Source organism: Mastigocoleus testarum BC008, from assembly GCF_001456025.1.
Classification (GTDB): domain Bacteria; phylum Cyanobacteriota; class Cyanobacteriia; order Cyanobacteriales; family Nostocaceae; genus Mastigocoleus; species Mastigocoleus testarum.
In genome coordinates, this window is sequence record NZ_LMTZ01000004.1 from 16,375 (window position 1) to 42,573 (window position 26,199).

At 37.8% G+C, this 26,199-nt stretch carries 17 protein-coding genes and 4 pseudogenes; 7 read left to right on the forward strand and 14 right to left on the reverse strand.

Annotated features, from left to right (window positions below):
• Window positions 1–164: 164 nt before the first annotated feature.
• The 4 genes from BC008_RS02015 to BC008_RS02030 form a co-directional block, all read right to left on the reverse strand.
• Complete coding sequence (locus BC008_RS02015) at window positions 165–1,493, reverse strand: tetratricopeptide repeat protein (RefSeq protein WP_058183010.1); 1,329 nt, start codon at window positions 1,491–1,493, stop codon at window positions 165–167.
• A gap of 114 nt (window positions 1,494–1,607) precedes the next feature.
• Window positions 1,608–2,474: a 16S rRNA (adenine(1518)-N(6)/adenine(1519)-N(6))-dimethyltransferase RsmA gene (gene rsmA, locus BC008_RS02020; protein WP_058183012.1), complete on the reverse strand. Its 867-nt coding sequence runs from the start codon at window positions 2,472–2,474 to the stop codon at window positions 1,608–1,610.
• Window positions 2,475–2,845: 371 nt separating this feature from the next.
• Window positions 2,846–5,935 carry a PAS domain S-box protein gene (locus BC008_RS02025; protein ID WP_058183014.1) on the reverse strand — a complete coding sequence of 1,030 codons (3,090 nt, stop codon included), beginning with the start codon at window positions 5,933–5,935 and terminating at the stop codon, window positions 2,846–2,848.
• A gap of 132 nt (window positions 5,936–6,067) precedes the next feature.
• Window positions 6,068–8,830 carry a PAS domain S-box protein gene (locus BC008_RS02030; RefSeq protein ID WP_058183016.1) on the reverse strand — a complete coding sequence of 921 codons (2,763 nt, stop codon included), beginning with the start codon at window positions 8,828–8,830 and terminating at the stop codon, window positions 6,068–6,070.
• 276 nt (window positions 8,831–9,106) lie between these two features.
• On the opposite strand from BC008_RS02030, the gene BC008_RS02035 reads away from it, so the two are divergent.
• Window positions 9,107–9,595 (forward strand): cupin domain-containing protein, encoded by a 489-nt coding sequence (locus BC008_RS02035; protein WP_027843990.1) that lies wholly within the window; start codon window positions 9,107–9,109, stop codon window positions 9,593–9,595.
• A gap of 163 nt (window positions 9,596–9,758) precedes the next feature.
• Here BC008_RS02035 and BC008_RS02040 read toward each other — a convergent pair whose 3' ends face one another.
• Window positions 9,759–11,231 carry a hypothetical protein gene (locus BC008_RS02040; protein WP_027843989.1) on the reverse strand — a complete coding sequence of 491 codons (1,473 nt, stop codon included), beginning with the start codon at window positions 11,229–11,231 and terminating at the stop codon, window positions 9,759–9,761.
• Between the two features lie 235 nt (window positions 11,232–11,466).
• Between BC008_RS02040 and BC008_RS02045 the strand changes: the two genes are divergently transcribed.
• The gene (locus BC008_RS02045; RefSeq protein ID WP_058183018.1) at window positions 11,467–12,114 is read left to right on the forward strand and encodes a GerMN domain-containing protein; all 648 of its coding nucleotides are present in this window, start codon (window positions 11,467–11,469) and stop codon (window positions 12,112–12,114) included.
• Window positions 12,115–12,510: 396 nt separating this feature from the next.
• On the forward strand, window positions 12,511–13,146 hold the full coding sequence (locus tag BC008_RS02050) for a glutathione S-transferase N-terminal domain-containing protein (RefSeq protein WP_027846878.1): 636 nt from the start codon (window positions 12,511–12,513) through the stop codon (window positions 13,144–13,146).
• Between the two features lie 39 nt (window positions 13,147–13,185).
• Here the strand turns inward: BC008_RS02050 and BC008_RS02055 are convergent, their stop codons facing one another.
• From BC008_RS02055 to BC008_RS02065, 3 genes are all read right to left on the reverse strand, one after another.
• A complete protein-coding gene (locus tag BC008_RS02055) occupies window positions 13,186–14,739 on the reverse strand; it encodes an FAD-binding domain-containing protein (RefSeq protein WP_235595777.1) in 1,554 nt (517 codons plus the stop codon).
• Window positions 14,740–15,000: 261 nt separating this feature from the next.
• The gene (locus BC008_RS02060) at window positions 15,001–15,426 is read right to left on the reverse strand and encodes an Hsp20/alpha crystallin family protein (protein WP_058183020.1); all 426 of its coding nucleotides are present in this window, start codon (window positions 15,424–15,426) and stop codon (window positions 15,001–15,003) included.
• A 160-nt stretch (window positions 15,427–15,586) separates the two neighbouring features.
• On the reverse strand, window positions 15,587–16,006 hold the full coding sequence (locus BC008_RS02065; protein WP_058183022.1) for an Hsp20/alpha crystallin family protein: 420 nt from the start codon (window positions 16,004–16,006) through the stop codon (window positions 15,587–15,589).
• Between the two features lie 558 nt (window positions 16,007–16,564).
• Here BC008_RS02065 and BC008_RS02070 point away from each other — a divergent pair.
• Together BC008_RS02070 and BC008_RS02075 are read left to right on the forward strand one after the other, a co-directional pair.
• Window positions 16,565–17,251 (forward strand): annotated as a pseudogene (locus tag BC008_RS02070) (transposase); the annotation flags it as partial.
• A gap of 142 nt (window positions 17,252–17,393) precedes the next feature.
• Window positions 17,394–18,362 (forward strand): hypothetical protein, encoded by a 969-nt coding sequence (locus BC008_RS02075; RefSeq protein WP_058183024.1) that lies wholly within the window; start codon window positions 17,394–17,396, stop codon window positions 18,360–18,362.
• 114 nt (window positions 18,363–18,476) lie between these two features.
• Here the strand turns inward: BC008_RS02075 and BC008_RS02080 are convergent, their stop codons facing one another.
• The 5 genes and pseudogenes from BC008_RS02080 to BC008_RS52585 all read right to left on the reverse strand — a co-directional run.
• The gene (locus tag BC008_RS02080) at window positions 18,477–18,743 is read right to left on the reverse strand and encodes a hypothetical protein (RefSeq protein WP_027846101.1); all 267 of its coding nucleotides are present in this window, start codon (window positions 18,741–18,743) and stop codon (window positions 18,477–18,479) included.
• Window positions 18,740–19,291: pseudogene (locus tag BC008_RS02085) on the reverse strand (ParA family protein); the annotation flags it as partial. The pseudogene BC008_RS02085 and the gene BC008_RS02080, both read right to left, overlap by 4 nt.
• Before the next feature lie 101 nt (window positions 19,292–19,392).
• Window positions 19,393–21,141 carry a group II intron reverse transcriptase/maturase gene (ltrA, locus tag BC008_RS02090; RefSeq protein WP_235595778.1) on the reverse strand — a complete coding sequence of 583 codons (1,749 nt, stop codon included), beginning with the start codon at window positions 21,139–21,141 and terminating at the stop codon, window positions 19,393–19,395.
• Between the two features lie 1,210 nt (window positions 21,142–22,351).
• Window positions 22,352–23,032 (reverse strand): hypothetical protein, encoded by a 681-nt coding sequence (locus tag BC008_RS51100; protein ID WP_235595779.1) that lies wholly within the window; start codon window positions 23,030–23,032, stop codon window positions 22,352–22,354.
• A 27-nt stretch (window positions 23,033–23,059) separates the two neighbouring features.
• Window positions 23,060–23,377 (reverse strand): annotated as a pseudogene (locus BC008_RS52585) (N-acetyltransferase family protein); the annotation flags it as partial.
• 454 nt (window positions 23,378–23,831) lie between these two features.
• Between BC008_RS52585 and BC008_RS02100 the strand changes: the two are divergent.
• A complete protein-coding gene (locus BC008_RS02100; protein ID WP_058183028.1) occupies window positions 23,832–24,026 on the forward strand; it encodes a helix-turn-helix transcriptional regulator in 195 nt (64 codons plus the stop codon).
• A 504-nt stretch (window positions 24,027–24,530) separates the two neighbouring features.
• Window positions 24,531–25,568 (forward strand): NADP(H)-dependent aldo-keto reductase, encoded by a 1,038-nt coding sequence (locus BC008_RS02105; RefSeq protein ID WP_027846956.1) that lies wholly within the window; start codon window positions 24,531–24,533, stop codon window positions 25,566–25,568.
• Between the two features lie 112 nt (window positions 25,569–25,680).
• Here the strand turns inward: BC008_RS02105 and BC008_RS02110 are convergent.
• Window positions 25,681–26,118, reverse strand: a pseudogene (locus BC008_RS02110) (ATP-binding cassette domain-containing protein); the annotation flags it as partial.
• Window positions 26,119–26,199: the final 81 nt, after the last annotated feature.

The window sequence follows — 26,199 nt, forward strand, 5'->3', positions numbered from 1 at the left end:
AATATCTCTAATACTCACAACAAAAAACTTAACCTGTCATTGCGACGTCAGGAAGCAATCCCAACATCTTTAATAAAAACAAGTCGGTGAGATTGCTTCCTCGTTCCTCGTCGCAATGACAGGTTCGGGTTTTGTCCGACGAAGTACAGAAATAATTTTACCTATCATCCAAAAAACCGCTTCTTCAATCTTCTCAACCAAGAATCATTCTTACTTGTTTGCTTTTGCTGTTGCTGTCCGGGTACTTCTCGCTTTTTTGTGCGTAATTTTTCCAAGTTTCGTCGATACATCTTAGTATTAGGATGATTTGACCCCAAAACCCGCTCTAAAACTTCCAATACTTGGATATAAAGGGGTTCTGCTTCAGGGTACTTTCCTTGATCGGAGTAGAGAATAGCTAAATTGTTCAAACTGTCTGCGGTGTGGGGATGATTTTCTCCCAGTTGCAGTTTTCTGATTTCCAAAGCTTGGATATAAAGGCGCTCTGCTTGAAGGTAGTTTCCTTGGGAGTAGTAGAGAATAGCTAAATTGTGCAAACTGTCTGCGGTTTGGGGATGATTTACTCCCAGTTGCAGTTTTGTGATTTCCAATGCTTGGATAAAAAGGAGTTCTGCTTCTGCGTACTTTCCTTGGTCGGAGTAGAGTAAAGCTAAATTGTTCAAGCTCCATCCATAATCAAGATTATTTTCTCCCAAACGGGATTTTACTTCTGATACACATTGCTCAAACCAAGGTTGTACTGACGCATATAAACCTTGTCCTCTGTAAAATCTCCCTAAACCAAGAAAAACCGAAAATAAATTTGTATGATTGAGTCCATCTAGATGGTTTTTTGCAACTTGTGTTAAATGGGGTATAGCGTTTTGGACAGAATTGATAATTTCTAAGGTTGTTACGTCAGGAATTTTTTGAGCAATTTCAATAAAAGTACTAGTAAATGCTTGTTTTAATTCCTGTGTCTGTGTAGATGCTTGTAATTTAGATCCTAAAAACTCGTGAATTAAAGGATGAATTTGATAATTTGCTTCTTCTTGTTCTAACCTTTTGATTAGATGACGTTGATAAAGTTGCTTTTTCCCGTTTCTAACATCTTTCTTGCTCCAGTTTAAGGAGTCACTGATAGAATCTACATATTTCCAAGCAATTGCATTGGGGTCAAATAAACTTAATAATTCTCCAACTTCCTTAGTTTTTGCATCAAGTCTTTCCCAAGTCAAGTTAAATGCTGCTTGAACTCCTAACTTTGCTGTGATTTCTGTCTCTGCTAATTTTTCTGACGACTGAGCGATCGCTTTCTGACCTAATCGCTCTTGTTCCAACTCTTCCAACAAATTTGCGATCAATAAATCTGGGTCTTCTTGCAAATATCGTCCGACTAATTCTAAACCAAGAGGTAAATAACCCAGCCATTCACATAAATTTTTAGTTGTTTCAAGTTCTTTATCTACCCTTTGTTCCCCTAAAATACCTCTCAACAGAAAGTCAAAAGTCATTAGCGGATCCGTAAGGTAGCGGCTCCGTAGGTAGCGCAGCTATAGCTATAGCGTGTCCTACGGACATAAGTCAAAAGTCAAAAATTACTATTACTAATCCCCAATCCCCAATCCCTAATCCCCAACCCCCAACCTATTCGCCAAATTAACCCATTGAGCAACACTTAAATCTTCTCCTCGAACTTGAGGATTTATATCTAATTCTTCGAGCAATTCTGTGAAATTATCTCGCTCAATAATCGATTGTAAATTATTACGTAACATTTTCCGTTTTGAACTAAATCCCAACTTAACTAAAGTTTCCAAATAACGGGGATTGTTAGCAGGAATATCTATCGCTCTAGGAGTCAATCTCACCACCGCTGACTCTACTTTTGGTGGGGGATAAAACGCCTTAGCCGGAACATTACAAATTATCTCTCCTTCAGCTAAATACTGTACCCTTACTGATAGCGCCCCAAAAGCTTTTGTCCCAGGTTTCGCCACTAATCTTTGAGCAACTTCCTTCTGAATTAAAAGTACGATGGAATCGTAAGGATTACTATTGGGCTGAGAAATTTTTCCTAATAGCTTTTCAATGATTGGTCCAGTGATATTGTAAGGAATATTTGCCACAACTTTATTCGGGTTTTTAAAAGCTGCAAAACTCACCAGATTAGCATCTAAATCAAGGGTCAAAAAATCACCCTGCAATAACAAAAAATTCTTCTTATCCCTCAAACTTTTGACTAATTTTTTACATAAATCGCGGTCAACTTCAACCGCAATCAATGACTTTACCAAAGGCAATAAACGCTTGGTAAGTATTCCCGTTCCCGGACCAATTTCTAAAATTCTGTCCTCCGGTTCCAACTGCGCAGCACCAATAATTTTACCTAAAACCCTATCATCCTGGAGCCAATGCTGCGCAAAGACCTTGCGCGGTTTAGCCTCTTGGGATAACCTATTTTTAGACTTTTTAACTGTTTGATTTTTATCCATTTCTTACTTTTTTCTTACTTTTTAACCCAATTATTGTAGAACGCATGAACTAAAAAATAGATTTTTGACTCATTTCATTAATACTAAAGTACTAATGTGATTCGGTGTCAAATTTAGTTCAATATCCATATTTTTTTGATAATGGATAACAGCAATAACTAATTATCTTTCATATATATAGTAAAGGAATACCCGAACGCGAGCGAACTAACCTATATTATTTTTTTCATTTTCAGAAAATTGAAAGTTAATAAAAATGATTAATTTTTAAGTTTGGATTTATTGACTCTGTATTTTAAATATATTTTTCCTGTTATTGCTAATAATTTTTTAGATTTTATTCTATCTCCCTAGTCCTTTATTCCATCTTCTTACCCTTGTTTAGTCGGGATTTCGATTGTGAAACTAGTCCCTTTTCCAGGATTAGATTGGCAATATAGTTTACCATTATGTTTCTCGACAATAATCTGATAACTAATGGATAACCCCAGTCCGGTACCTTTACCAACATCTTTGGTAGTGAAGAAAGGGTCAAATAATTTAGAACTAATCTTTTCTGGAATACCCGGACCATTATCAGAGATATTAATTGCAACCCAACCGCTAGGTAAAACCTTAGTTAGGATATGGATTTGAGCATTTTTCTGTCCTTCTTGGTTTTTAATTTGGCTATCAATTGCATCAATCGCATTTACTAAAATATTCATCAAAACTTGATTCAGTTGACTGGGGTAACATTGAATCAAAGGAAGTTCAGCATAGTCTTTAATTACTTCAATACCGGGATATCCTGGTTTTGGTTTCAGACGATTTTGGAGGAGCATTAAAGTACTATCAATTCCCGTATGGATGTCCACCTGTTTGAATTCCGATTCATCCAAACGTGAAAAGTTACGCAAGCTGAGGACAATTTCTCGAATGCGACGGGTTCCTTCATGCATCGATCCGAGCAATCGTAAGATATCTGTTTTTATAAAATCTAAATCGACAGCTTCGATTAGTTCTTGAATTTCTTCTGGGGGATGGGCATAATAACGTCGATAAAGCTCGATTAGTTGGAGTAAATCTTGAGTATACTCGCGACAGGGAGCAATATTTCCATAAACAAAACCAACTGGATTATTGATTTCATGGGCGATACCTGCAACCATTTGACCCAAGCTAGACATTTTTTCACTTTGAATAAGTTGGGTTTGAGTTGACTGAAGTTCGAGCAAACTTTTTTCTAATTCTTCCGCTTGTTGCTTGAATTTTATGTCTACTTGTTTGCGATCGCGAATATCGCGGGTAATGGTCGCAAAATATAAAGGCTCACCGGTTTGCGGATTTTTAATCAAGAACATATTACAATCAACCGGTATGGTCTCACCTGTTTGGTAATGTCGAAAACGATATTCACTATGGTATAAACCATTATCCATTACAGTTGGAATAATACGTTGCTGTACATCTTTTCTATCTTCCGGTAAAAAACTTTGAGCGATATAACTTTTTTTAGCTTCAGCTAAACTATTAATTCCCAGCAGTTTTAAACCTGCTTCATTCACATACAGAAATTTACCTTCTAAAGTCGCAATTCCAATTAAATCGCTACTATTTTCAATCAACGATACAAAAATTTGTCGTTCTTGTTCGGCTAATTCGCTTTTTGTAATGTCAATAATACAACCATGACAAAGAATACTACCATCCGGTTGAGCTTGTGGTTTAGAAAATCCTTTTAACCATTTCTGCTTACCTGAAGGTAAATTAATTCGCCATTTGTGTTCGTAATTTTGTAAATTTCGAGCCGAATCATAAATTGTTTGCTTTAAGGTTGCTCGCTCTTCAGGATGAACAATATCAAATAAAACTTGAGGATTTTGTTGTACCAGAGAAGGATCTAATTCGTAAATCTCCCAACATCCAGAAGATACATAGGTGAAGGACATCGTATCATTGGGATTGAAACGCAACTCATATATCATCCCCGGAATATTATCTGCTAATTGCTGAAACTGTTCCTTACTTTGACTTAACTGTTGCGTGCGTTCCTCCACTCTAGCTTCCAATTCTTCATTTAGTTTTTTCAGTGAAGCTTCTACGATTTTACGTTCTTGCAATGCAGCTTGCTGCTCGCTAATATCAATGATGCAACCATACCAAAGGATATCACCTCCAGTTTGGGGTACGGGTCGAGATACACCTTTCACCCATTTCTGTTTACCTATAGGAGTAATTACTCGCCATTTATATGTCCAATTTTCTAGTGTTTGAGCGGATTCAATTACCGTTTGCAAAAAACCTGTTAGATCGTCAGGATGAGTCGTATTAAATAAAATATCCGCATCTTCTACTATTTGAGCAGCATCTATTCCATAGATTTCTTTACATCCAGCTGAAACGTAGGGGAAAGATTGACGACCGTCAGCACCAAGACGAAACTCATAAATCATTCCCGGTACATTTTCAGCCATTTGCTGCATTCGGGTTCTATTCTTAATTGAAGATTCTTCTGCTCGTTTACACTTAATAAACTGAGCGAGTTGTTTCCCAAGTACGTCCAATATTTGCAAAAGACTGTTATTTTGACATCTTATCGATTGACTAAATAAATTAGTGATACCGAATATCTCTCCACCGCAAACAATAGGAAAACTTAAAACAGCGTGGAATGTATTTTTAGTTCCGTTATTTTCGTTAATGTCGTCGATCCAAACTGACCTTTTACAGCTTTGAGTTTGAATTGCAATTTTCCTTCCCAATGACAAAGCAGTAAAACCAGATGATTTTTGAGTAGAAACATCCCATCCAGTAAAATAACTCAGGGAATCATTTTGGTTATCAACCATCCAAAATTCAGCTAAGTCCCAACCTAAAACCTCACAAAACAACTGGAGTAGTTTCGATATTGCTGGATCTAAATCAATTGAATCTGACAATACTTCAGTTACACTAAATTGGAGATTGAGTAGTCTTTGCGCTAATTTGGGAGAATTGAAACCTGAAGAATTAGAATCTTCAGCAGAAATCACTTCTTGAATGACACTTAAACCAGCAAATTCACCATCATCGTCGTACCAAGGATTGATTTCCCAATTTAACTGTTGCGTAACACCACCAAGGGAAACGAAAAAATCCTCTTCATATGTATCGTTTTTCCCATCCAAATAATCTTGAGATATTTCCTGTAAGCGCTCAGAAACATTTGGTATGGTTTCCTGATCGAAAAATGCATCAACAGAACATAGATCCTCAGCACAAATTAAATCTTCCCCATTTAAACCATAGCGGTCGCGCCAATTTCGACTAATAGCTAAGTAACGCATCTGACGGTCTAGTATGGCAAATTCCGCAGCTATTTGTTCGTAACAAGAAATCTTTTGACGGAGTAATTTTAGTTCAGTTTGTAAAGATTGTTCATTTTGTAATGGTGAATCGACCCTTTGATATAAATCCGAAATCATCAAATTTTCAGTCATGATGTTTCTAGCTGTCTATAGGGAAATATTTGAGTTGCTTTAATATTTATATTTCCCAATATCCACAGACAAAAAACATCTATTTTTTCAGTGAAAATACTATTACAAAAATATGTAATAATTCAATATTTATTAATTTTGATTAATAGCATGGGTGATAGGAATTTCAATTAAAAACTCAGTCCCTTGACCGGGGTTAGATTGACAAGATAATTTTCCACGATGTTTTTCAACAATAATTTGATAACTAATAGACAATCCTAAACCCGTACCATTCCCAATATCCTTAGTAGTAAAGAAAGGCTCAAATAAACGGTCTTGAATATCTGTAGCAATACCAGGACCATTATCTATAATCTTAATTGCTACACGATTCTCTGCAATATGTTCAGTATAGATATGAATGCGACTGGGATAGGTTTCCAAATGTTTTAAAGAAAGGGTTTTACTATATTCGTCCAAAGCATCAATTGCATTGCTTAGGATATTCATAAATACTTGATTTAACTGACTGGGATAACAATGTACCAAAGGTAAACTACCGTAATGCTTGGCGATCGCAATTTCTGGACGATTAGGTTTAGCTTTCAAACGATTGCGCAAAATCATTAAAGTACTGTCAATCCCATCATGAATGTTTACCTTCTTAAATTCAGATTCATCCAAGCGGGAAAAATTACGCAGGGAAATGACAATTTCTTTAATTCGACGGGTTCCCTCTTGCATTGACTCCAGCAATTTTGTTAAATCCTGCTTGAGAAAATCAAGCTCTATGGTTTCAATTTCTGCTTGAATTTCTGGTGGGGGATGGGTATAAAACCGTTGATAAAGCTCGACTAATCCAAGTAAATCTTGAAAATATCTGAACGCAGGACTGAGATTTCCATAAACAAAACTAACAGGATTATTAATTTCATGGGCAATTCCCGCTACCATTTGACCCAAACTAGACATTTTTTCACTGTGGATCAATTGGGCTTGGGTGCGTCGCAGTTCAAACAGACTTTGTTCTAACTCTTCTGCTTGTTGCTTTAATTTCATTTCTACTATTTTGCGATCGCGAATATCTCGACCAATACTAGCAGTGTAAATGTGCTTCCCAGTTATTTCGTCACGAATCAGAAAAATACTACTTTCAATTTCAATAATTTCACTAGTAAGACAATGTTTAAGATTTAACTCACCCTTCCAAGCTCCAGACTGTAAAAGTGCTGGTCTTACCTCCTGCAAAAGATATTTCCAGGTTCCAAGGGAATGCAGCTGCTTGATTGTTTTGTTTTTGAATTCGTTTTCATCACTAATTCCCAAAAGCTCGCAACCTGCAGTGTTTATATACAGTAATTCGTTATTTGGCGAAGCAATTGCAATTAAATCATTACTATTTTCAATTAGCGCAATTAGTTTGTGCTCTTCTGCTTTAGCGCGTAATAACTGCTCTGTACGTTTTTCGACACGAAATTCTAATTCTTCATTTAATTGCTTTAATGCTGCTTCTGTATTCTTTTGCTCTGTAATATTACGAGCAATTGTACAGCTATATTCTTTATCATTAAATTTCACATAGTTAATGGAAATCGATACAGGAAATTCTTTACCGTTCCTATGACAGTGAACCGACTCCAAATTTAAAAAATGTTTTTGCTTAACTCCCTCCCAATGTGACGACCAATTACCAGGAGGTAGTGCAATATCAATATCAAACACGGTCATACTCAAAAGTTCTTCCTGAGAGTAACCAAGATTGCGACAAGCAGCTTCATTGACATAAAAAAAACTTGCATTCGGTTCAACCAAGAATACACTGTCTTGAACTCGGTCTAGCGCAAACTGAATCAACCTTAGATTTTCTTCAGCTTGTTTTCGTTCGGTGATATCTTCAAAAGTACCAAGAATACCCACCACATTACCTTGAGTATCTCGAAGTGGTATCTTATTTGTATTCAGCCAAGATTGTTTTCCATCAGCTTGTTGTTGAGGCTCAACAATATTTAATTGGGGAACCCCACTTCTCATCACTCGACGATCCCACTCACGGAACCAATCACTTTCCGAACGCTTCCAAGCTAGGTCGTAATCACTCAAACCAATAATTCTTTCTGGTTCCCCAACACCAGCAGCGCGAGCAAACTTACGATTGCAACCAAGATAAACAGAATCGCAGTCTTTCCAAAAAACAAATTGGGGGATATTATCCATCACTAACTGCAATAATTGTTGTGACTCCCGCAACTTTACTTCAGTATGATGACGCGCGATCGCAGCACCCAAATTACCAACTGCAGACTTTAATATTAACTGTTCGCACCCAGACCATCGACGTTCCTTTTGACAGTCATCAAAACCTATGAAACCCCAAAATTCACCTTTAATCTGAATTGGGATCGCAAAAATAGAATGGATACCTTGAGATGCTAAGATTTCTCTCTCCGGCTCGGGAAAATCCTTAACAAGTCCAATAATAGATCTTCCTTGAGAAAGTTTTTCATACCAACCGGGACAAAGTTCTTGGTAGACAACATTTTGTAATAAAGGATTATCAATTTCCGGCGTTACTCCAGGTCTAACCCACTCCCACCGTTGACTAGTTAAAGGTTCGCCAGTTTCAGAAAAATGATTTTCAAATACATATACCCGATCAACAAAAGCAGATTCCCCTAAAGCAGCTAAAGCAGCATCAATAGAATCATCATAATCCGCAATAGCCAGCAGACAATTAGCAGCAGTTACAATTCCACTCAACAATCGATTGCGTTCTTCTAAACTGTGCCAAATTTTTTGTTCATTGCATAAATCTTGAGAATTCTCCAAAGTTGTAACCTTTTCCCGTAGGATTTTCAATTCTTGTAGGAGAAAAGAATAAGTATCCCGATTTATACTAATGAAATTATCATCCATGAAGTTATTAACTACTGACACAAACAGCACTAAATAATGAGCTTATATCCCAGTGGGATATTCAAATTAATATATTAAAAAAGTATTACTATTTAGTACATTATTATGTGATGAATTCCTTAGCAAAATTTATAAAATTTTCTAAATCAATTAAATTGTGTCAAGAGAATTAAAATTATTTATATCAAATTTACTATATGTTTACAACAACATTTATAAGCTGTTAATAGCAGTATGATAGCAGTAATTTCAGCCTGATTTATTGAGTAGACAGTCATGAATAAAAATGACTTAATTACCACACTTTCTTTAATAGAACATGTAGAAGGTGGATATTTTTGCGAAACTTATAGATCGGATTTAAAAATAAAAACAAATAGAGAAGGAAGCGAAAGAACGCAATTGACTTCCATTTATTATATGCTTAGCGATGACAGACCTATTGGTTATTTCCACAAAAATAAATCAGATATCGTACATTATTTCTATGCAGGATCATCTCTAACATATTTAATTATTCATCCTGATGGTAACTTAGAGCGAGTAAAACTTGGCTTTGATATTCATAAAGGAGACTTACCTCAACTTATAGTACCAGGAGGATGTTGGAAAGCAACGGTACTTGAAGAAGGTGAATTTGCTTTACTTGGAGAAGCAGTTGCACCAGGTTTTGATTACCGAGATATGGAAATAGCTAAACCAGATAATTTTTGCTCGAATTTTCCAGATTTATGGAATGAATTAAAACCCTACGTCAAACAATAATCTTAGTTCTCAATTACCCCATTACCCATTACCCATTACTCAATTGCTTACGCAACGCTAGAGATTTACGCCGACCGACACCCTTCCGCTCTAGCTGCGCTGCTACGCCGATATCTACGGTTCCGGTACGCTTACGCTAACATTACTCATTACTTATTACTTATTACTTCAATAGCTCACCTAACTGCTGTTGAACTAAAATTCCTTTCAAAGATTCATTTTCGGCTTTCAAAGCCAAATTCTCAGCTTCCAATTCAGCAATTCGACTTTTCAATGCTTCCTTACTAGTACCTTGACGGTGAATTACTACTTCTTTATATATTTCTAAGTTAGTATCTTCATTCATCCATCTTTGGTAGGTTTTCGTGTGCTCTTGCACCGTATGACCCATATAATCAGCCATTGTCTTAATCGGTATTCTTAAACGATGTCCGCGAATTGCATAAGCATGACGTAGATCGTAGGGTCTAAAACCTATGTTAGTATTCCGAAATCGAATCTGAATTTTGGCAGTTTTATTACTTAAACTTCCACTATTATCCAGTAAGGGTTTAATATCCTTTAACTTAAATAAATCAATCCAATGGGGGTACAAAGGTGGAATACCACAAGTTCGTTCTCCAGTTTTAGTACCTCCAGTTAAATGAGGATCTAAAGTAACCAAATGAAAAGTATTTTTGGGATTAATGAAAGCATCTAAATCGATTGCAAATAACTCATGGGGTCTTAAACCATAAGTCGCAAGCATTCCATATATCCATTGCCATTGTTTGGGTAAAGCTACATTATCCTTACTTGTATAGGGTGACAAAGACTGACCAATTTGAGAAAAACCTCTAATAATTTCCTCATCATCAGGAATTTTCCGCATCTTAGGATTAGGTAAAGGTGTTGTATAAGAGTCAATCAAACCACCATCATCAAACTTACAGAAATCACAAAACTTTTTTAATTGCCAAGTCAAGTAAAATCTAGATGAAGTGTGGGGTCTTGTTGCTTTTAAAGCTTGTTCCAATGCTGGTAAAGATAAAGGAATATCATGGGGTAGCTTTTTTAAATGTCTGAGGTAATGAGTTTCCCAAGTGCGTAAACCTTGACGATTTTGCTCGTGAGTTTTCCAAAATTCATTTTTATATTCTTGAATTAACTCTCCAATCAATTTTTGTGGTGCAGTACATTCTTGTAATTCTATATGACGTGCATGCTTACCCAATAATTCAGAAGTCCATTCAAATTGATTCGTAATCAACAATAAATCTAGCTCTCTCGCTTTGGCGATCGCAGTTTTGAGCCCGATATCATTTGCTACAAAACCCAAGGAAATCGTATACTGCTTATTCAGGCTATTATTTTTACCAGTATCTCCAGGCTTACAGGGGAAAGTACCTTGTAAAGCGATAGATTTGGCACTTGTTAACTTCAACTTAATTTTAACCTTGTCCAAACTTAAAGCTAGATTTGCTTGATTGATAGTATGTTTGATTCTTAAGTATTCGCGTTCGACTTTTGCGTTGCGATCTGATGCAGGTGGTTTTGGTTTCCACTGCTTCCATTTTGCAGGTTCCCACTTATCAATAGGAATTTCATTCCATTGAGCATGACGGGGGTTGTAACTGCAAGGCTGCGATTCGGACATAATTTTTATTTAAGCTTTTAACAACAAATATAAGAATATACAGACTTCACTTGACTTAAGATATCGGATTCTTAGAATTTTGGTAGCCAAAAAATGAGGGTGAAATACTAAGAAACAAAATATTGATTAATACCGGAGAAAGAATTTGCTTAATGATGTAAATTGATACGAAGTTAGAAACAGAACACCCTGACTACGGAAGAAGTATAGGTATCCATAAATGAAAAGTACACGGATGAGAACAGAAAAAAAGTATATTTCCCCTTTGATTGTAGCTGCAATAGTGTTTGGCATCAGCAGTTGTAGCTCCACTCCGGTTACTCAAGAGCAAAGCACTAATACTGCACCAGCAAACACGCCTGAAAGTCCAAATTCTACAGCAAATAACAGTGTAGTTTCTCCTGCTCCCAATCCCGAGACATCAGAAACAGAAAAATCGGAGACCAAACCAGTTGCTTCTCCATCCTCATCACCGAAACAACCTTCTGCTTCCACATCTAAAAAGATTGCAGCAGCTCCCTCAGATACTTTAAAGAGAACAATTAATGCAACTCTCTACACAAGTGATGCACAGTGTCAAAGCCTAGTTGCACAAAAGGTAGAGCTACCTGCAAATACACCTATTGAAAGTGCTGTTGGGAAAATTATTGAAAAACAAGACTCAGGAGACTTTAACCTGTCTGGTTATCGAGTTAACGTCAAAAACGGTGTAGCCACAGTTGATTTTCGCTTATCCCCCAATTCTCAAAGACAATTAAGCTCTCTTTCTAGTTGCGAGCAGTTTGCGTTATTTAATAGTGTTCGCACAACATTAACTAAAAATCCTCAATGGAAAGTAAAGAATGTCCGTTTTACTGAAAAAGGACAAGAAATCGTTTTGTAAAGTAGTATTCAACGGTTTTATCGTTGACTGGGAAGAAGATTTATTCACCCTTATGACATTCTTGCTAAGAAAAAAGTAAAAGATGTCAAACGGTATCTAAGCAAAAGCTATATGTAAAATAATATAATTTTATTTGTCGGGTGGATAAATTCTTTTCAAGAAGCAGAATTACCACCGATTTTTTTTAAGAAGTCAGAAGTTAGGAGTCAGAAGTCAGGAGTCAGAAGTCAGAAATCAGAAGTCAGAAATCAGAAGTCAGGAGTCAGGAGTCAGGAGTCAGGAGTCAGGAGTCAGGAGTCAGGAGTCAGGAGTCAGGAGTCAGGAGTCAGGAGTCAGGAGTCAGGAGACAGAAGTCAGAATTCTTATCTCATTACCCATTACCCATTACCCATTACCATGATTGATCTATATACCTTTACCACACCCAACGGGCGAAAACCCGCAGTCATGCTCGAAGAACTAGAGCTACCCTATACCATTCATAAAGTAAACATCAGTAAAGGAGAGCAGTTCAGCTCCGAGTATGTTGCAATCAACCCCAACAGTAAAATTCCAGCCATTATCGACCGAGACACAGACATAAGCATATTTGAGTCTGGTGCAATCCTGATTTATCTAGCCGAAAAAACCGGTAAATTGCTACCCACCGAACCAAAAAAGCGAGCCCAAGTTATTGAATGGCTAATGTTCCAAATGGCAAACATAGGTCCAATGTTCGGTCAACTAGGTCATTTTCGCAATTCCGCTCCCGAAGAAATCCCCTATGCGATCGCGCGTTATGAGAAAGAAACACAACGTCTGCTTGGGGTTCTCGAGCACCAACTTGAAAACAATGAATTTATCACAGGAGAATACTCAATAGCAGATATTGCAACTTTTCCTTGGATTTTAATTTCTCCTTACCTAGTCTCTGTAGATCAATATATCAACGTTCAACGCTGGATAGAAACAATGCGATCGCGCAAAGCAGTCCAGATAGGAATGGCAATTCTCACTCCAGAATTTAGCAGTAACTATGGTGCAGTTGCTTAATTAAGGTAAACCAAATTCCAATAATTTGTTCTTTACGTCTCAATTCCCCTTAATTTTTTTGTATTCCTTATCTTTATACTGCCAATATTTTTCTACAGTTTCTTTTGCAGCGACTGCACTTTTGTATTCTTCTCCTCCTTCCAAGATGAGGCGTTCTCTTACTTTTTTACGCAGTTGCGAGATAATTTTGCCATTGGCTTTACGAGTATATGACCAATCTACAATAGGTTGTGGGTAAGAACTACTACCAGCATATTTAGCTTGAATAATTTCTGGTAAACTATAACCCCTTAACTCATCAACCCAATAGTAAATAAATTTAAGGTAGGGGTCCTTATCTTGAATATTTTTGTTGGGATTGTAAATACGAAAAGTTTCGCTTAGTGGATTGGTTATACCCGCCTGCATTTGCCATTGCCAATTATTAATTGCTAAATCTCCATCTACTAAATAATTCATATAGTGCTTTGCACCATGATGCCAAGAAATCCCGCAGTTAATTGTTAAAAAAGTGGCACACATCGCCCTCATCCGAAAATTCATCCAACCCATAGCTTTGAGTTGTCTCATACTTGCATCAACTAAAGGAAATCCTGTTAAACCTTCCTTAAAAGCATGAAATAACTCTTGTTTTTGGGGTGATAAACTTTCCAGCGTATACCACTCATCAAATTCTGGATAACGGTTTTTGTAAGCAATCTCAGGGTAGAAGTAGAGACGTTGTGTAAAACTATCGCGCCAACGTAAGCGATCGCGAAAAGCTTTCAAAGAAAATTCAGCCTTAGGTTGATTTTCAGTTTTTAACTCTTCTGCTCTCATTTTCGTACGTTGATAAACAGTACGAGTTGAAGTGGTACCAAACGCTAAATGTGGTGATAGATGAGACGTTGCTTTTTGTTGCGCCAACCACGGGCGTGAAAGCTTCCAGTGATAGCCATTAAACCTACCTTCTAGGAAAGAGCCTAGCATTGCTTGAGCTTGTGTTTCTCCACCTCTAAAATATACTTTATTGGTCGACCAAAAATGATGATATTTATGCTTTAGTTCGGTAAATGTAATTTGGGGTAAACGTAGAGAAATTAAAGGAACGTTAATACTTTCAGGAGTTAAAAAAGTGCTTTGTCTTTGATAGCTATAATATTCTTGAAACCATTGCGAACGATTATCTTGCGCTTGTAAAAAGGTACTTAAGCCAAGATGAAAGTCGAGATTTAAATTCTCATATAAGTCAATGATAGCCTTATCTCTGTCGATACCATATTCTACCTGTACATCGCGATTAAAATAAAGCTTAGGTTTATATTTTTCCTCTATTAATTGTCTTGTGATTTCTTGCAGGACATCTATAGAGTTTCCTTCAAGTAGTATTAATCTGCTACCAAAATTTTGTAAATTACAATCTAAATCTTCAAGAGATTCAAATAAAAATCTTACCCTTGCTTTACCTATATCAGCCCATTGATAAAACCAGGGATCGATAATAAAGAATGGTAAAACAGGAGCATTGTTAGCAGTTGCTAATGTAACAATTTCGTTATCAGTTAACCGTAAATCTCGTCTAAACCAAAGAAGATGTATCGGATTAGTAGTCATGTTGAGAGATGAGTGTTAATTAGATTTAATTATTAATTAAAAAATTCACAAATAAAAAATCACGCAAACACTATGTTGCTTATTATACTTTTTACTTTACAGTTTAGGTTAATTATTTAGCAGAATAATATTTTTTCAATAAAAAAGCCCAGTTGCTCTCACACAACCAGGCTGATACTTAAATCAACACATTAAACAGAGGGGAACTTCAGATAATAATTTACACACAACTACTAGAAAGATTTACAACCACTGAAAAGCTTAATTTTGCTCCAAATTAACTTTGACAACCTTGTTCTTTTCTTCAACAGTTTTCGGTAATGTCAAGTTCAAAATGCCATCTTTATATTCAGCAGTRACTTCGGTATTTTTAACTCTTRCTTTGAGAGGAATTACACGCTGGTATTTACCGTAGTAGAATTCACTTCTGGTCTTAGCTTCCTCTTCGGTTTTAGTTTCTGATTTACGCTGTGCTATTACTTTTACAGCATTTTCAGTAACTTCAATATCTACATCTTTAGCTTCAATTCCAGGAAGCTCCAGTCTGAGATGTAATGCATCATCTGTTTCAGTCAACTCAGCAGCAGGAGTTCTATATACTGGTGCTTGAACATCCTCAAACATACGATCAATTTGGCGTTGTAGTGCGTTCATTTCTGCCCAAGGATTGTAACGTACAATAGTCATAACTTTTTAACTCCTAAGTGTTTGTTTAATTAGTTTCAGGTTTAAGATTTATTCCTTTGATATCCATCTTAGTGATTACCAAAAGTAGTGTAAAGTCGGTTATTATCACTTTGTTATTGATGCTAACCGACCAATTACAAAGGTCAGTAAAATAGCAATCTTAATTCAGAGAAACTTTGACAACCTTATTCTTTTCTTCAACAGTTTTCGGTAATGTCAAGTTCAAAATGCCATCTTTATATTCAGCAGTAACTTCGGTATTTTTAACTCTTACTTTGAGAGGAATTACACGCTGGTATTTACCGTAGTAGAATTCACTTCTGGTCTTAGCTTCCTCTTCGGTTTTAGTTTCTGATTTACGCTGTGCTATTACTTTTACAGCATTTTCAGTAACTTCAATATCTACATCTTTAGCTTCAATTCCAGGAAGCTCCAGTCTGAGATGTAATGCATCATCTGTTTCAGTCAACTCAGCAGCAGGAGTTCTATATATTGGTGCTTGAACATCCTCAAACATACGATCAATTTGGCGTTGTAGTGCGTTCATTTCTGCCCAAGGATTGTAACGTACAATAGTCATAACTTTTTAACTCCTAAGTGTTTGTTTAATTGTTTTCAGGGTTAAATTTGTTTTCCTTTGATATCCATATTAGTAATAATTAAAAGCGGTGTAAATTCGGTTTATATCACCTAATAATTGATGAGAACCGGCCAATAAAACGAGAAGAGTAAAAAGTTCGGTTAGCTGTAAAAACATTAGTTCGGTTAACTGCAATCATAGTTTTTCATATTGCTGTATTAACAATAAAAGACTAAATATTAAAGATAGATAATTACTAGTAGTAATATTATTTTTTTTATTCTCTCAGCAACTATCCTAGGATTTTCAATACAGGATTTACGCAAAATGAACTTAACTACGTCATTATGCTTCCGCTAAGCGCTAACGCCAACATCTGTGAGATTGCTATCTCCTAAACGGAGACGCAATAACTAGGGCTTGCTGAATAAACAAAAAAAGGTGATACCCAGTACAGTATCAGACCGAAGGAATATATTCAGGTGCAAGAAAAAAGTCTAGAATAAGCCAAAAGCCTTGCATTACTGTGAGTAACACTAAAGCGTCTAATTAGTATATATGTACCGCAAAGAGGAGCAAGCTCAAATCTCATCAGAAGATTTCGAACTTCCCTTTGATGGGAAGTTCATGACTCCTACGTCGTCGCGCTTCGCGAGCAGAAAATAATCGTTGGGTAATCATGGCTTCTTTAATACCCTGGGAGGAATTTGAAGAAGAATATGCTTCAATTTTCTCTCTTGAAATGGGGGCACCCGCTAAATCATTTAGGATGGCGTTAGGTGCATTAATTATTAAAGAAAAGTTAGGAATAAGTGATAGAGAAACAGTAGAACAAATTAGAGAAAATCCTTATCTCCAGTATTTTATAGGAATTTTATCTTATAGCAATGATACTCCATTTGATGCATCAATGCTAGTTCACTTTCGCCAAAGAATAGGTATAGAGCTAGTCAACAAAGTAAATCAACAAATGGTGAAGAAGATGTTAGAAGAAACATCTTTGCACGAAAAAAAAAAGAAGAAAAAGAATTAAGTGAGTCAAAAAATCGTGGTCAACTGATATTAGATGCAACTTGCGCGCCAAGTGATATTAGTTACCCAACAGATTTAGGATTATTAAATCAAGCTAGAAAGCAGACAGAAAAAATTATAGATGCTCTTTATGAGCAAGTGAAGTACAAACTAGAGAAAAAACCAAGAACTTATCGAGAAATAGCCAAAAAGAATTATCTAAAAATAGCTAAATATCAGCCAAATTTCCCACTCATTTATCAAGTTTATTATTCTTCCCACAAATTCTCTTTTTGTATCAGAAAAGCGGAATAGCACGTTAACGAACTGATTTTAATATTGGTCATATTAATCAATAAAAAAACTTTTAACGACTATGAAACGCTATTCTTTATTTATTACTTTAGGAGTACTTGTTATTCTTATTTCCTCTGTAGGCGTGTTTTCACTAATAGTTCGCAAAGAAGAACAATATCGCCTTGCGGGGAAAGAGACATCAGCAGAGAAATCACATGATGTGCAATCGGGTACAGCAGATTCCCCAGAAAAGTCAGGTTCTGTTTCCCCTTCGACCCAACCTAACGGCTCTCCCACTGATTCAAAAAAAATAGAACAACCGGTACTAACCCCTAAGCAACAAGTCACCAAAACTAGAAGATATAAGGGGTATAGACGACCTAGCAATGAAGCAATACCTCATAGTCCCCGTGTTGAATCCATTGATGGCTTCAAATCAGGTTCTATTCCTCCTTCTTCTTCTGCTGCTCGATCGCGATCTAACAACCGTTCCAATGACTTCTCTAATGATTTAAGGAAAGCTTTTAGTAAACTCAGACCCGGACAGATTGCATTTAAAACACCTGCTCAAATGAAGGTTGATGAAGCTGAAATAGTTGAGATGCGTATTACCGATGATTTGAAACGCGACCTAAAGTCAGAATTGGGTAAGGACGCTGAAGTTGCTCAAATTAAAGTAAGTGATTTTTTGAAAGCACACCTCGATGGAAATAACTTTGAGGTCAAACCCATTGATGAAAAAAATCGAGCTTTATTAGATGGAAAATCGGTCAAGTGGCGCTGGAGCGTGACACCAACAAAATCAGGTCAGCAAACATTAATTCTAATAGTTTATGCCAGGGTAAAGCTTTCAAATGAATCAGAAGAGTTAGTAGATTTAAAAACATTTGAGCGCCCCATCACAGTCGCAGTTAACAAAAGAGATTGGTTTAAGGAAAATTGGGATAAAGTTATCGGAATTCCAATTGCACTAGGAGGAACTGGATTTTTCGCCTTTGTTGCGTCTAAATGGAGATTCACTAAGAATGTACTTAAAAAAAATCAGTAATCTTTGCTATCTTGGTCGGCGTGCAAAAAAATATAGAATTCAGATGTAAAGCCCATTGTGGAACTGAAATTCCGCCCAGAGAACGTGCGATCGCTGCTGAATCCTCTCTCCTGGTTACTTCCCATTTCTTTTCTCGAACCACTCTTCAATCAGTTCAATAATGATATCGCTCATTTGTCTGACTTCAGAAGCTGCAGCAGTTTTAAGCTGTCGGTGTAATTGTTTCGGCAAATAAACTGTTGTACGAGTATAGTTGGGGTCGGTACTTTTACTCCTTGGACTGCTTTTAACATCATTAGACTGAGATCTATCTCTAGATATACGATTCTGAGCAGCATCAATTAAATCGTCAAAACGGCTATTTTTTCTCTTTGGACTCACGCTAAAATCTCCTTTCCCATTTCAAAGTAGCATCGCCAAGCGATTTGTGCATAAGGGTCTTTTACTACATTAACTGGAACCCCCTCCAAAGCTGCTCTCTGGAACACTGCTAGTCGGCGAATTCCAGATTTAAACATCGGTAAACCAGCATTAATACAAGCCTTTCTCACCTCCGCTCCAGCTTTATTTGGACTAGGAGGAATCAAGGTTAGTAAAATTCGATAATTAACCTGAAATTCCTTTAACGCTTCTACCATTCGCAAGGTAGCAGCCAAAGCTACAGCATCAGGGGTAGTTGGTACAACTAGTAAATCACACCCTTGGGCAACAGTTTTTAATTCATCATTATTCGGTATTACTCCCGTGTCAATAATTATATGTTCGTAAAGGCTTGCTAATTCAACTCCATGTTTCTCATCAGCAACCTTAAATGGCAAACTACCCCGATTAGACCAATCCAATGCACTGCGATTAAGGTCACCATCGATTAATAGAGTATCAGCCTTTTGTTGGAAATAAGTAGCTAAATGTAATGCAGTTGTAGATTGTTAACCTAAGCCAGAAAGTCACCTTTCTGACTCGGCTTCAGAACGCAGCATGAATCTTTCAATTCACTGCGCTCCTCGTAATAGTGGCTCGCAACAGTACCTCAATGTTTGCGGTCGTGGCAATGTCCGTGTAGTACCTGTAGATTGTTATACTTCTGATTTTTGTGATTGAGGTCTATGTGGTGTACCTCGATCACATCTTCTAAAGTGAAGTTTAACTTACAGTGTGCGCATCTACCTTTTTGTGTCCGAAGAAGTTTTGCTAATATTGGTCTCAGACCCGGATGCTTACCTCTTCTGGTGCTCCAGTAAGTCCAATCTCCGTCAAATGGGCTGCGGTTTTCTTTGACATTGATGTGCATTTTAATGGGTGTTTTTTTATGTTCTTTGAGAGGAATGTTACCTTCAGAGAATTCCCATTTGCCTAACGAATCAACATTCCAGTATTTATTCGCAATCCAATGTTTTGGCTTCATAGGATGCCTACGATTAGCCCATCTCCTGAGTTTTATATAAAGCCAATTGTCTATGTCACCAAATATTTCTTTGGAATTAACTGCTGAATAATAGTTCGCCCAACCTACAATTATTGGGTTAAGAATTCCTATTAATTTTTCTTGGGTTGCAGTTTTATATCCATCAATAATTTGGCTTAATTTGTCTTTATGTCTCTTGATGGAATCTTGCGTGGGCGTAATTATGGTCTTATGTAATGCATCCCTACTGTAACCACCTCCTGCTACTTTTCTACGATTTCTTTTACCTAATGGGTATTGTTTGAAGGTAAATCCAAGGAAGTTAAATCCAGATTCATTTCCTTCATATTCGTAGAATGTATGACAGATTTTGGTTTTAGTGAGGCTAAATTCTAAACCCATTTTATTCAACCATTTCTGAGCTAAGTTCTTAGCTTTTTTTAGTTCTTCTAAATCCCGGTGCAGTATTACTAGGTCATCAGCATATCTGACAATTGTAGGTTGCCAGCTTGCTTCTTTTATATTTCCCAGTTTTTTACTTTTAGGGAAGGATGATTTGATGTAATCTTCCAATCCATGCAGAGCTATATTTGCCAATAATGGCGAAATACATCCACCTTGCGGTGTTCCTTCGTTGGTTGGGAAGATTTTATTTCCTTCCATTACTCCCGACTTTAACCAAGCTTTTATTGCCCTTCTCATTAGTGGGAAGGTATTTAGCTTATTTAGAAGTGCTTTGTGGTTTATTCGGTCAAAACATTTACTGATATCCGCATCCAGTACGTATTTTTCTTGTCTGCGCATGCTGAGAAATAAATATTTGACCGCATCATGGGTTGACCTTCCAGGTCTAAAACCGTAGCTATGGGGTTCAAATTGAGCTTCCCATTCTGGTTCTAGTGCTAGCTTTGCCAGAGCTTGTGATGCCCTGTCCCGCATTGTAGGTATACCTAACGGTCGCTTCTTGATGCAGTCGCTCATGGGGGAAACCCCCAAGACCGCGCTGCATCGCTTCTCTTCCTTTCCAGGTTTTGGAATCCAGACGCGACGTATGGGCATTGCTTTTTTAGGTAACTCAAGATTAGCCGCAAGTTGCAACCGTTGTTTGGGTTTAAGGTTTTTAATCCCGTCAATCCCTGCGGTTCGCTTACCACGATTATCCTGACTTATTCTTCTTACTGCGAGTAGCTTTGCTGCTCTGGATTTTAGTAGAAGCCTTTGGAGTTTTCTTACTGTTTTGACATCACCACGGATTGAGGCTTGATAAATTCGTTTCTGGAGCTTGAAGACTTGTTTCTCTAGCTTGCGCCAGGGAATGTCCTTCCATTCATACATCAGATTTCCTGTGTTCATGACTTGTATACTCTTACTCACGGTTTTTATCTCCACTATTCCGTGTATCCGTCAGCGTATCCTTGTCATTACAACAAGGCATTTGCTTCTGATACAATCCCGCTTAATAAGTTCATGCGCCTGACTGACTACTTAAGAAATCGACCTTCCTTAAGAGAAACTTATTAAGTTACTTCGTTCCTAATGCTTGTTTTACGAAGGGGTTAGATTCCTACTATCCTACGGGCTTATACTGTGTGATTTCCTTTACTCGGCAAGTTAAAGGAACAGTTTGAGTGATTCTTCTAGCTGGCAAAGCCTAGAAGACATTTAAGCCGTGTCATTTTGACTCAAGCTTCTAAATTCGGGTGAGCTTGTTGGAGGTAACGTAGGTTCAGACATAGGTTTGCTTTCGCTAATCATATCCTTCCAGCTTGCGGGGGTTTCTTACCGAATTTCAGATTACCCGCTTTATATCCCGCTTTATCCCGTCAGTTGTCAGGTTGACGAAATAGGGATATTGCTATCTCCCATCACCAGGGAGGTAAGGAATTAGAATTTACAATTTGTAATATTCCGCGCCTTACATCAAACATTAAGTTATCAAGGTTCAAATTAATTCAAACCAAGCTTCTCGTCCCCCTTGAGATTATCTTCAGTCGGCTGAAGTTCTAATCTACAAGGTTTAGAGAAAACGAATCACACTTGCCACACCACCTTTCAATGCTGCTACGGTCACTATCATTTTTCTCGTTTCTAATCCTCCCACCAAAATATTTGTGGCAAATAGCACTCTACGCCTACATGTTCAGATGTTTAAGTATCTCAGCTTTTCAACATTTGTCAAGTATTCAAAATAGAACTTAAATGTTTATATATTTAAAAACTGTAAAATTTAAAGTTTCAAACATCTGAATTTTTATAAATTTAATAAACTAATTATTAGCAAGTTAATATTTAAATTGCTGAATAATAATGAGCTAAAGAAAAAGTAGCTAAAAAAATAAACATATAGATGTTTAACTATGACTTGAGTAGAAATTTGCTTTCAAATAGGAGTAAATGTCATGACTGATTTTGAGGGTTTTAGAAAAAACGATGTTGAAGTGGGGTTGAAAAATTGACCATACAACTTATCTATAGACGGGTTCAATCTTATTCCACAGAATTTTTCTTTTGGCACAGTCCCACCAAAAACGTGTTTACTGCTTGCTTACAATTCAACCATTCATATTTTTTAATTTAATAAGACCTAAACCAAAAATAGCGCGACAACCGTTGCAGTCATAACTACCCAGATAATTTTGTTCCAATCCCACAACCGCCGACTATTGAAGCTGATAAATGGAAAAAACGGGATTGCAATATCAAAGAGAAGCAACGGCTTGCCCAACAGAAGCATTATGCTCAGCCAAGGTCTGAAGTAAGGTGGTGGCACGTTCAACTGCAAGATTGCACAGACTCCCCATAGCATGATTAATACTGGAAGAGTTCCAGCTAATGCGATCCAACCCAACTTCGGAAGCAAGTCTCGATATCGCCATTGGTTTGTTGTGGGATAAACGCCACCTGGTATGGGGTATATCGCCCCAGCAAATATCAGTGTGATGATTATGCTGAGTGGAAATCCTGATTCCCATGCACGGAAACGAACTTTAAGACCTTGCTTCTGCGCCATCAAACACATGCCCAGATAACGCAGACCAAACAACACAACGAGCATCAGCGTTAGAACCATCCACATACCCAAACTAATTGCCTTGGAACCGTCAAGTCGCCATAACATCAACAAACCAATCAAAGAATTTGCTAAAATAGTCCCCCACCACTGCAAGGTTGCACTATCTGCTTCCGGTGAGGTACGTCGTACCCACAAGAAGTGACCAACATCCAAATAATGAAAGACCTTTACCCATACTGCAAATGTCGCCAATCCGTAGCGTCTGAACTGAGTTCCCGGTGAAAGTATCCTGAAACCGCGCGTGGCAAATAGTTTACTCGAGCTAGTGTTGAAACCTTCAACAGTGGTCAGAATCTCATCACAACCTTGCCGCTCAAAGAAGTCGAGCCCACTCTCAACGAGACGTTGCCCCAATCCCCGTCCGCGTACCTCTGGTGCTGTGAACACCCAAGAGATCGAACCTCCTTTACGATTATGTGGTAGAGGGAATAACTTGAGCACAATAGCTCCCAGCAGTTGCCCACCCTGTTCAGCTACCAGGACATTCGGTGTCCACGAAAAGAACCATCGATCAACAAGTGGAAAAGCTCGACGCATTATGGCATACACATTCTGTCGCTCGTCATCTCGCATTGGACGAATATCGACATCAGATATCTGGGACATAGTATGCTGGTAATTCTTCAGCCTATTATACAAACCTTTAAACAAGTACAAATACCACAAATAATTGCAGAGGTTAATTAACAGAACTTGAGAACTTACCAGTCTTGTCTCATAGACGAATGGCACGCTTGATAAGCTGAAAGTAATTGGCTGCAAAGATTTCAACAAATTTAGAAAAATAGAATGAAGCAAGCAGGACTCATTCGTCCTCAAATTATCAAATCCTATATATTAATCGTTTAGGCTTATCTTATCGCGGAAAAATTATTAACTCAGAGCAAAGGAAATATTTACGATTAGAATCCCCTATCGGCTTTCTTATGTAGATTTCTACAAATTCTCATCATAAACTCAGATTCACAATTTACTTTATTAATAAGGTCGGATGTTTACAGCGCGCCTGCTGTTATTAGAAACAGATTTAAACGTTTATGCGATCGCAGACAAGATTGGTTATTCAGATGCAGGTCACAGCGAAGGAAGAGGGAAGAAGGAAGAAGGAAGAAGGTTTTATGTTGCCGTTTGCACGCAGCAAGCTGAACGCGCAGCGCGTCCAAAGTTGCTTGTACTCCTCCCTTAGCGGATCCGTAGGTAGCGAAGCTATAGCGTGACGTTAGTCAGAGGCTTCGCCGACGCCGTAGGCTCTAACCTTCTGGGTCCTGGAAGGACGGGGCTTGCATCCTTTCGGGGTCGGTTAGCGTAGCGTTGCGTCAGCAATGCTTGATGGAAGATTTTTTGGCTACGCCAGCACTGCGTTTATGGAAAACGCGCTTATTGACATCTTCCCTCTTCCGTCTTCCTTCTTCCTTCCGACGAAGTCGGTCATTTTGATATTACTATGTTGCCGTGCAACGGGATATTCAAGGTACGTAGGAGATGAAAGTCATTTCCACAGGGACTGATGTTCCATTCATTTACCATCATTACAAAAAGCTTTACCCATATCAAACAATACAGAGGGGACTTTCCCAGGGAAAATAAAATAAAGCTGAAAAAAGTTCGAGGATGAAGAAGCTTTTCAGTTTTACCGTCACACTAAACTTAAATCTTTTACAATTTTTAGCGTAACCTCATAGGCAAGCAGATGAAGTACAACAAACTAGGGGATAGTGATTTACTGGTCTCGGAAATTTGTCTGGGGACGATGACCTTTGGGAAACAGAATACCCTGGAAGATGCAAAGGAGCAGCTAGATTATGCAGTTGCTTGTGGAGTAAATTTTCTCGATGCAGCGGAAATGTATCCTGTACCGGGAAGTGCAGACACTCAGGGGAGGACAGAGGAATATATTGGTGAATGGTTACATCAGCAACAGCGCGATAAAATTATTGTTGCGACGAAAGTTGCTGGACCTAGCCGTCATTTTACTTGGATTCGTGATGGTAAATGCCAAGTTGATCGGCAAAATATTACCCAAGCGGTTAATGATAGCCTCAAGCGCCTGAAAACAGATTATATCGATTTATATCAAATTCACTGGCCCGACCGCTACACGCCGATATTTGGGGAATGGGAATATGATATCGCCAAAGAACGGGAAACGATTCCGATTGTGGAACAGTTAGAAGTGTTTGCAGATTTAATTAAGGAAGGTAAAATTCGCTATTTAGGCGTGAGTAATGAAACACCCTATGGAATCTGTGAATTTACTCATTTGGCACAGCAACTCAATTTACCCAAGATTGTGTCGATTCAAAATGCTTTTAGTTTAATTAATCGGATTTATAGTATTCATTTAGCGGAAGCTTGTCGGTTTCATAATGTAAGTTTAATGGCTTATAGTCCTTTGGGGTTTGGATTATTAACCGGCAAATATTTAAATGGTATTCCTGCTAACACCCGCTTGGATTTATTTAAAGGCTTTGGTATGCGTTATGACAAAGGTAATATGCCTTTAGCAGTGAAATCCTATGTGGAAATTGCGGAGAAGTTTAATTTAACTCCGGCTCAATTAGCACTGGCATTCGTGCGATCACGCTGGTTTGTTACGAGTACGATTATTGGGGCAACGACGATGGCTCAACTCAAGGAAAATCTTGATAGTATTAATGTCAATTTATCAGAGGAAATATTAACAGAAATTAATGCGGTTCACGCCCGCTATCCCAATCCAACTCCTTGATAAATTATAACAATACGTAATAGTCTAAGTTGCAGCGACATTCCTCTGTTCACGCACGCTACGTGCGGATGAGAAACTGGAACCTAACTTCCCCGTAGCAAGTTGGGGTCATTTACCTGTCACTACCTACTAGAGCTGTATCTCGAGCCAAGCGACCGTCTTCCATATGCACAATGCGATCAGCAATATCGAGAATGCGATTATCGTGTGTTACCAGGAGAATTGTACAACCTTGTTGTTTCGCCAGCGTTTGCATGATATCAACCACATCCCGCCCAGACTTACTATCCAGGGCTGCAGTTGGTTCGTCCGCAAGAACTATTTTCGGCTCGCTAACCAATGCTCTTGCGATCGCAACTCGTTGTTTTTGTCCTCCTGAAAGATTATCGGGATAATAATTGACCCGATCGCCCATACCAACCGCCTCTAGAATCGCTTTCGAGCGATAAACTCGGGTCTCAAGGGGTAGATCTGGATGTAAGCGTAGTGACATACCCACATTTTGTTGAGCAGTTAAACAAGCCAGTAAGTTGTGAGCCTGAAAAATATAGCAATCGCCAGCTTAGTTAGGACGTAAGGTAAGATAGATCGAGAAGTGATTAGTCTGGACAATTCCAATGGCAAGGTCTTA

What these genes read in the sequence shown, in the direction of transcription:
- BC008_RS02015 (WP_058183010.1), bottom strand. Translation starts at nt 1,493, where the DNA reads ATGACTTTTGACTTTCTGTTGAGAGGTATTTTAGGGGAACAAAGGGTA.
- rsmA (WP_058183012.1), bottom strand. Translation starts at nt 2,474, where the DNA reads ATGGATAAAAATCAAACAGTTAAAAAGTCTAAAAATAGGTTATCCCAA.
- BC008_RS02025 (WP_058183014.1), bottom strand. Translation starts at nt 5,935, where the DNA reads ATGACTGAAAATTTGATGATTTCGGATTTATATCAAAGGGTCGATTCA.
- BC008_RS02030 (WP_058183016.1), bottom strand. Translation starts at nt 8,830, where the DNA reads ATGGATGATAATTTCATTAGTATAAATCGGGATACTTATTCTTTTCTC.
- BC008_RS02035 (WP_027843990.1), top strand. Translation starts at nt 9,107, where the DNA reads ATGAATAAAAATGACTTAATTACCACACTTTCTTTAATAGAACATGTA.
- BC008_RS02040 (WP_027843989.1), bottom strand. Translation starts at nt 11,231, where the DNA reads ATGTCCGAATCGCAGCCTTGCAGTTACAACCCCCGTCATGCTCAATGG.
- BC008_RS02045 (WP_058183018.1), top strand. Translation starts at nt 11,467, where the DNA reads ATGAGAACAGAAAAAAAGTATATTTCCCCTTTGATTGTAGCTGCAATA.
- BC008_RS02050 (WP_027846878.1), top strand. Translation starts at nt 12,511, where the DNA reads ATGATTGATCTATATACCTTTACCACACCCAACGGGCGAAAACCCGCA.
- BC008_RS02055 (WP_235595777.1), bottom strand. Translation starts at nt 14,739, where the DNA reads ATGACTACTAATCCGATACATCTTCTTTGGTTTAGACGAGATTTACGG.
- BC008_RS02065 (WP_058183022.1), bottom strand. Translation starts at nt 16,006, where the DNA reads ATGACTATTGTACGTTACAATCCTTGGGCAGAAATGAACGCACTACAA.
- BC008_RS02075 (WP_058183024.1), top strand. Translation starts at nt 17,394, where the DNA reads ATGAAACGCTATTCTTTATTTATTACTTTAGGAGTACTTGTTATTCTT.
- BC008_RS02100 (WP_058183028.1), top strand. Translation starts at nt 23,832, where the DNA reads ATGTTTACAGCGCGCCTGCTGTTATTAGAAACAGATTTAAACGTTTAT.
- BC008_RS02105 (WP_027846956.1), top strand. Translation starts at nt 24,531, where the DNA reads ATGAAGTACAACAAACTAGGGGATAGTGATTTACTGGTCTCGGAAATT.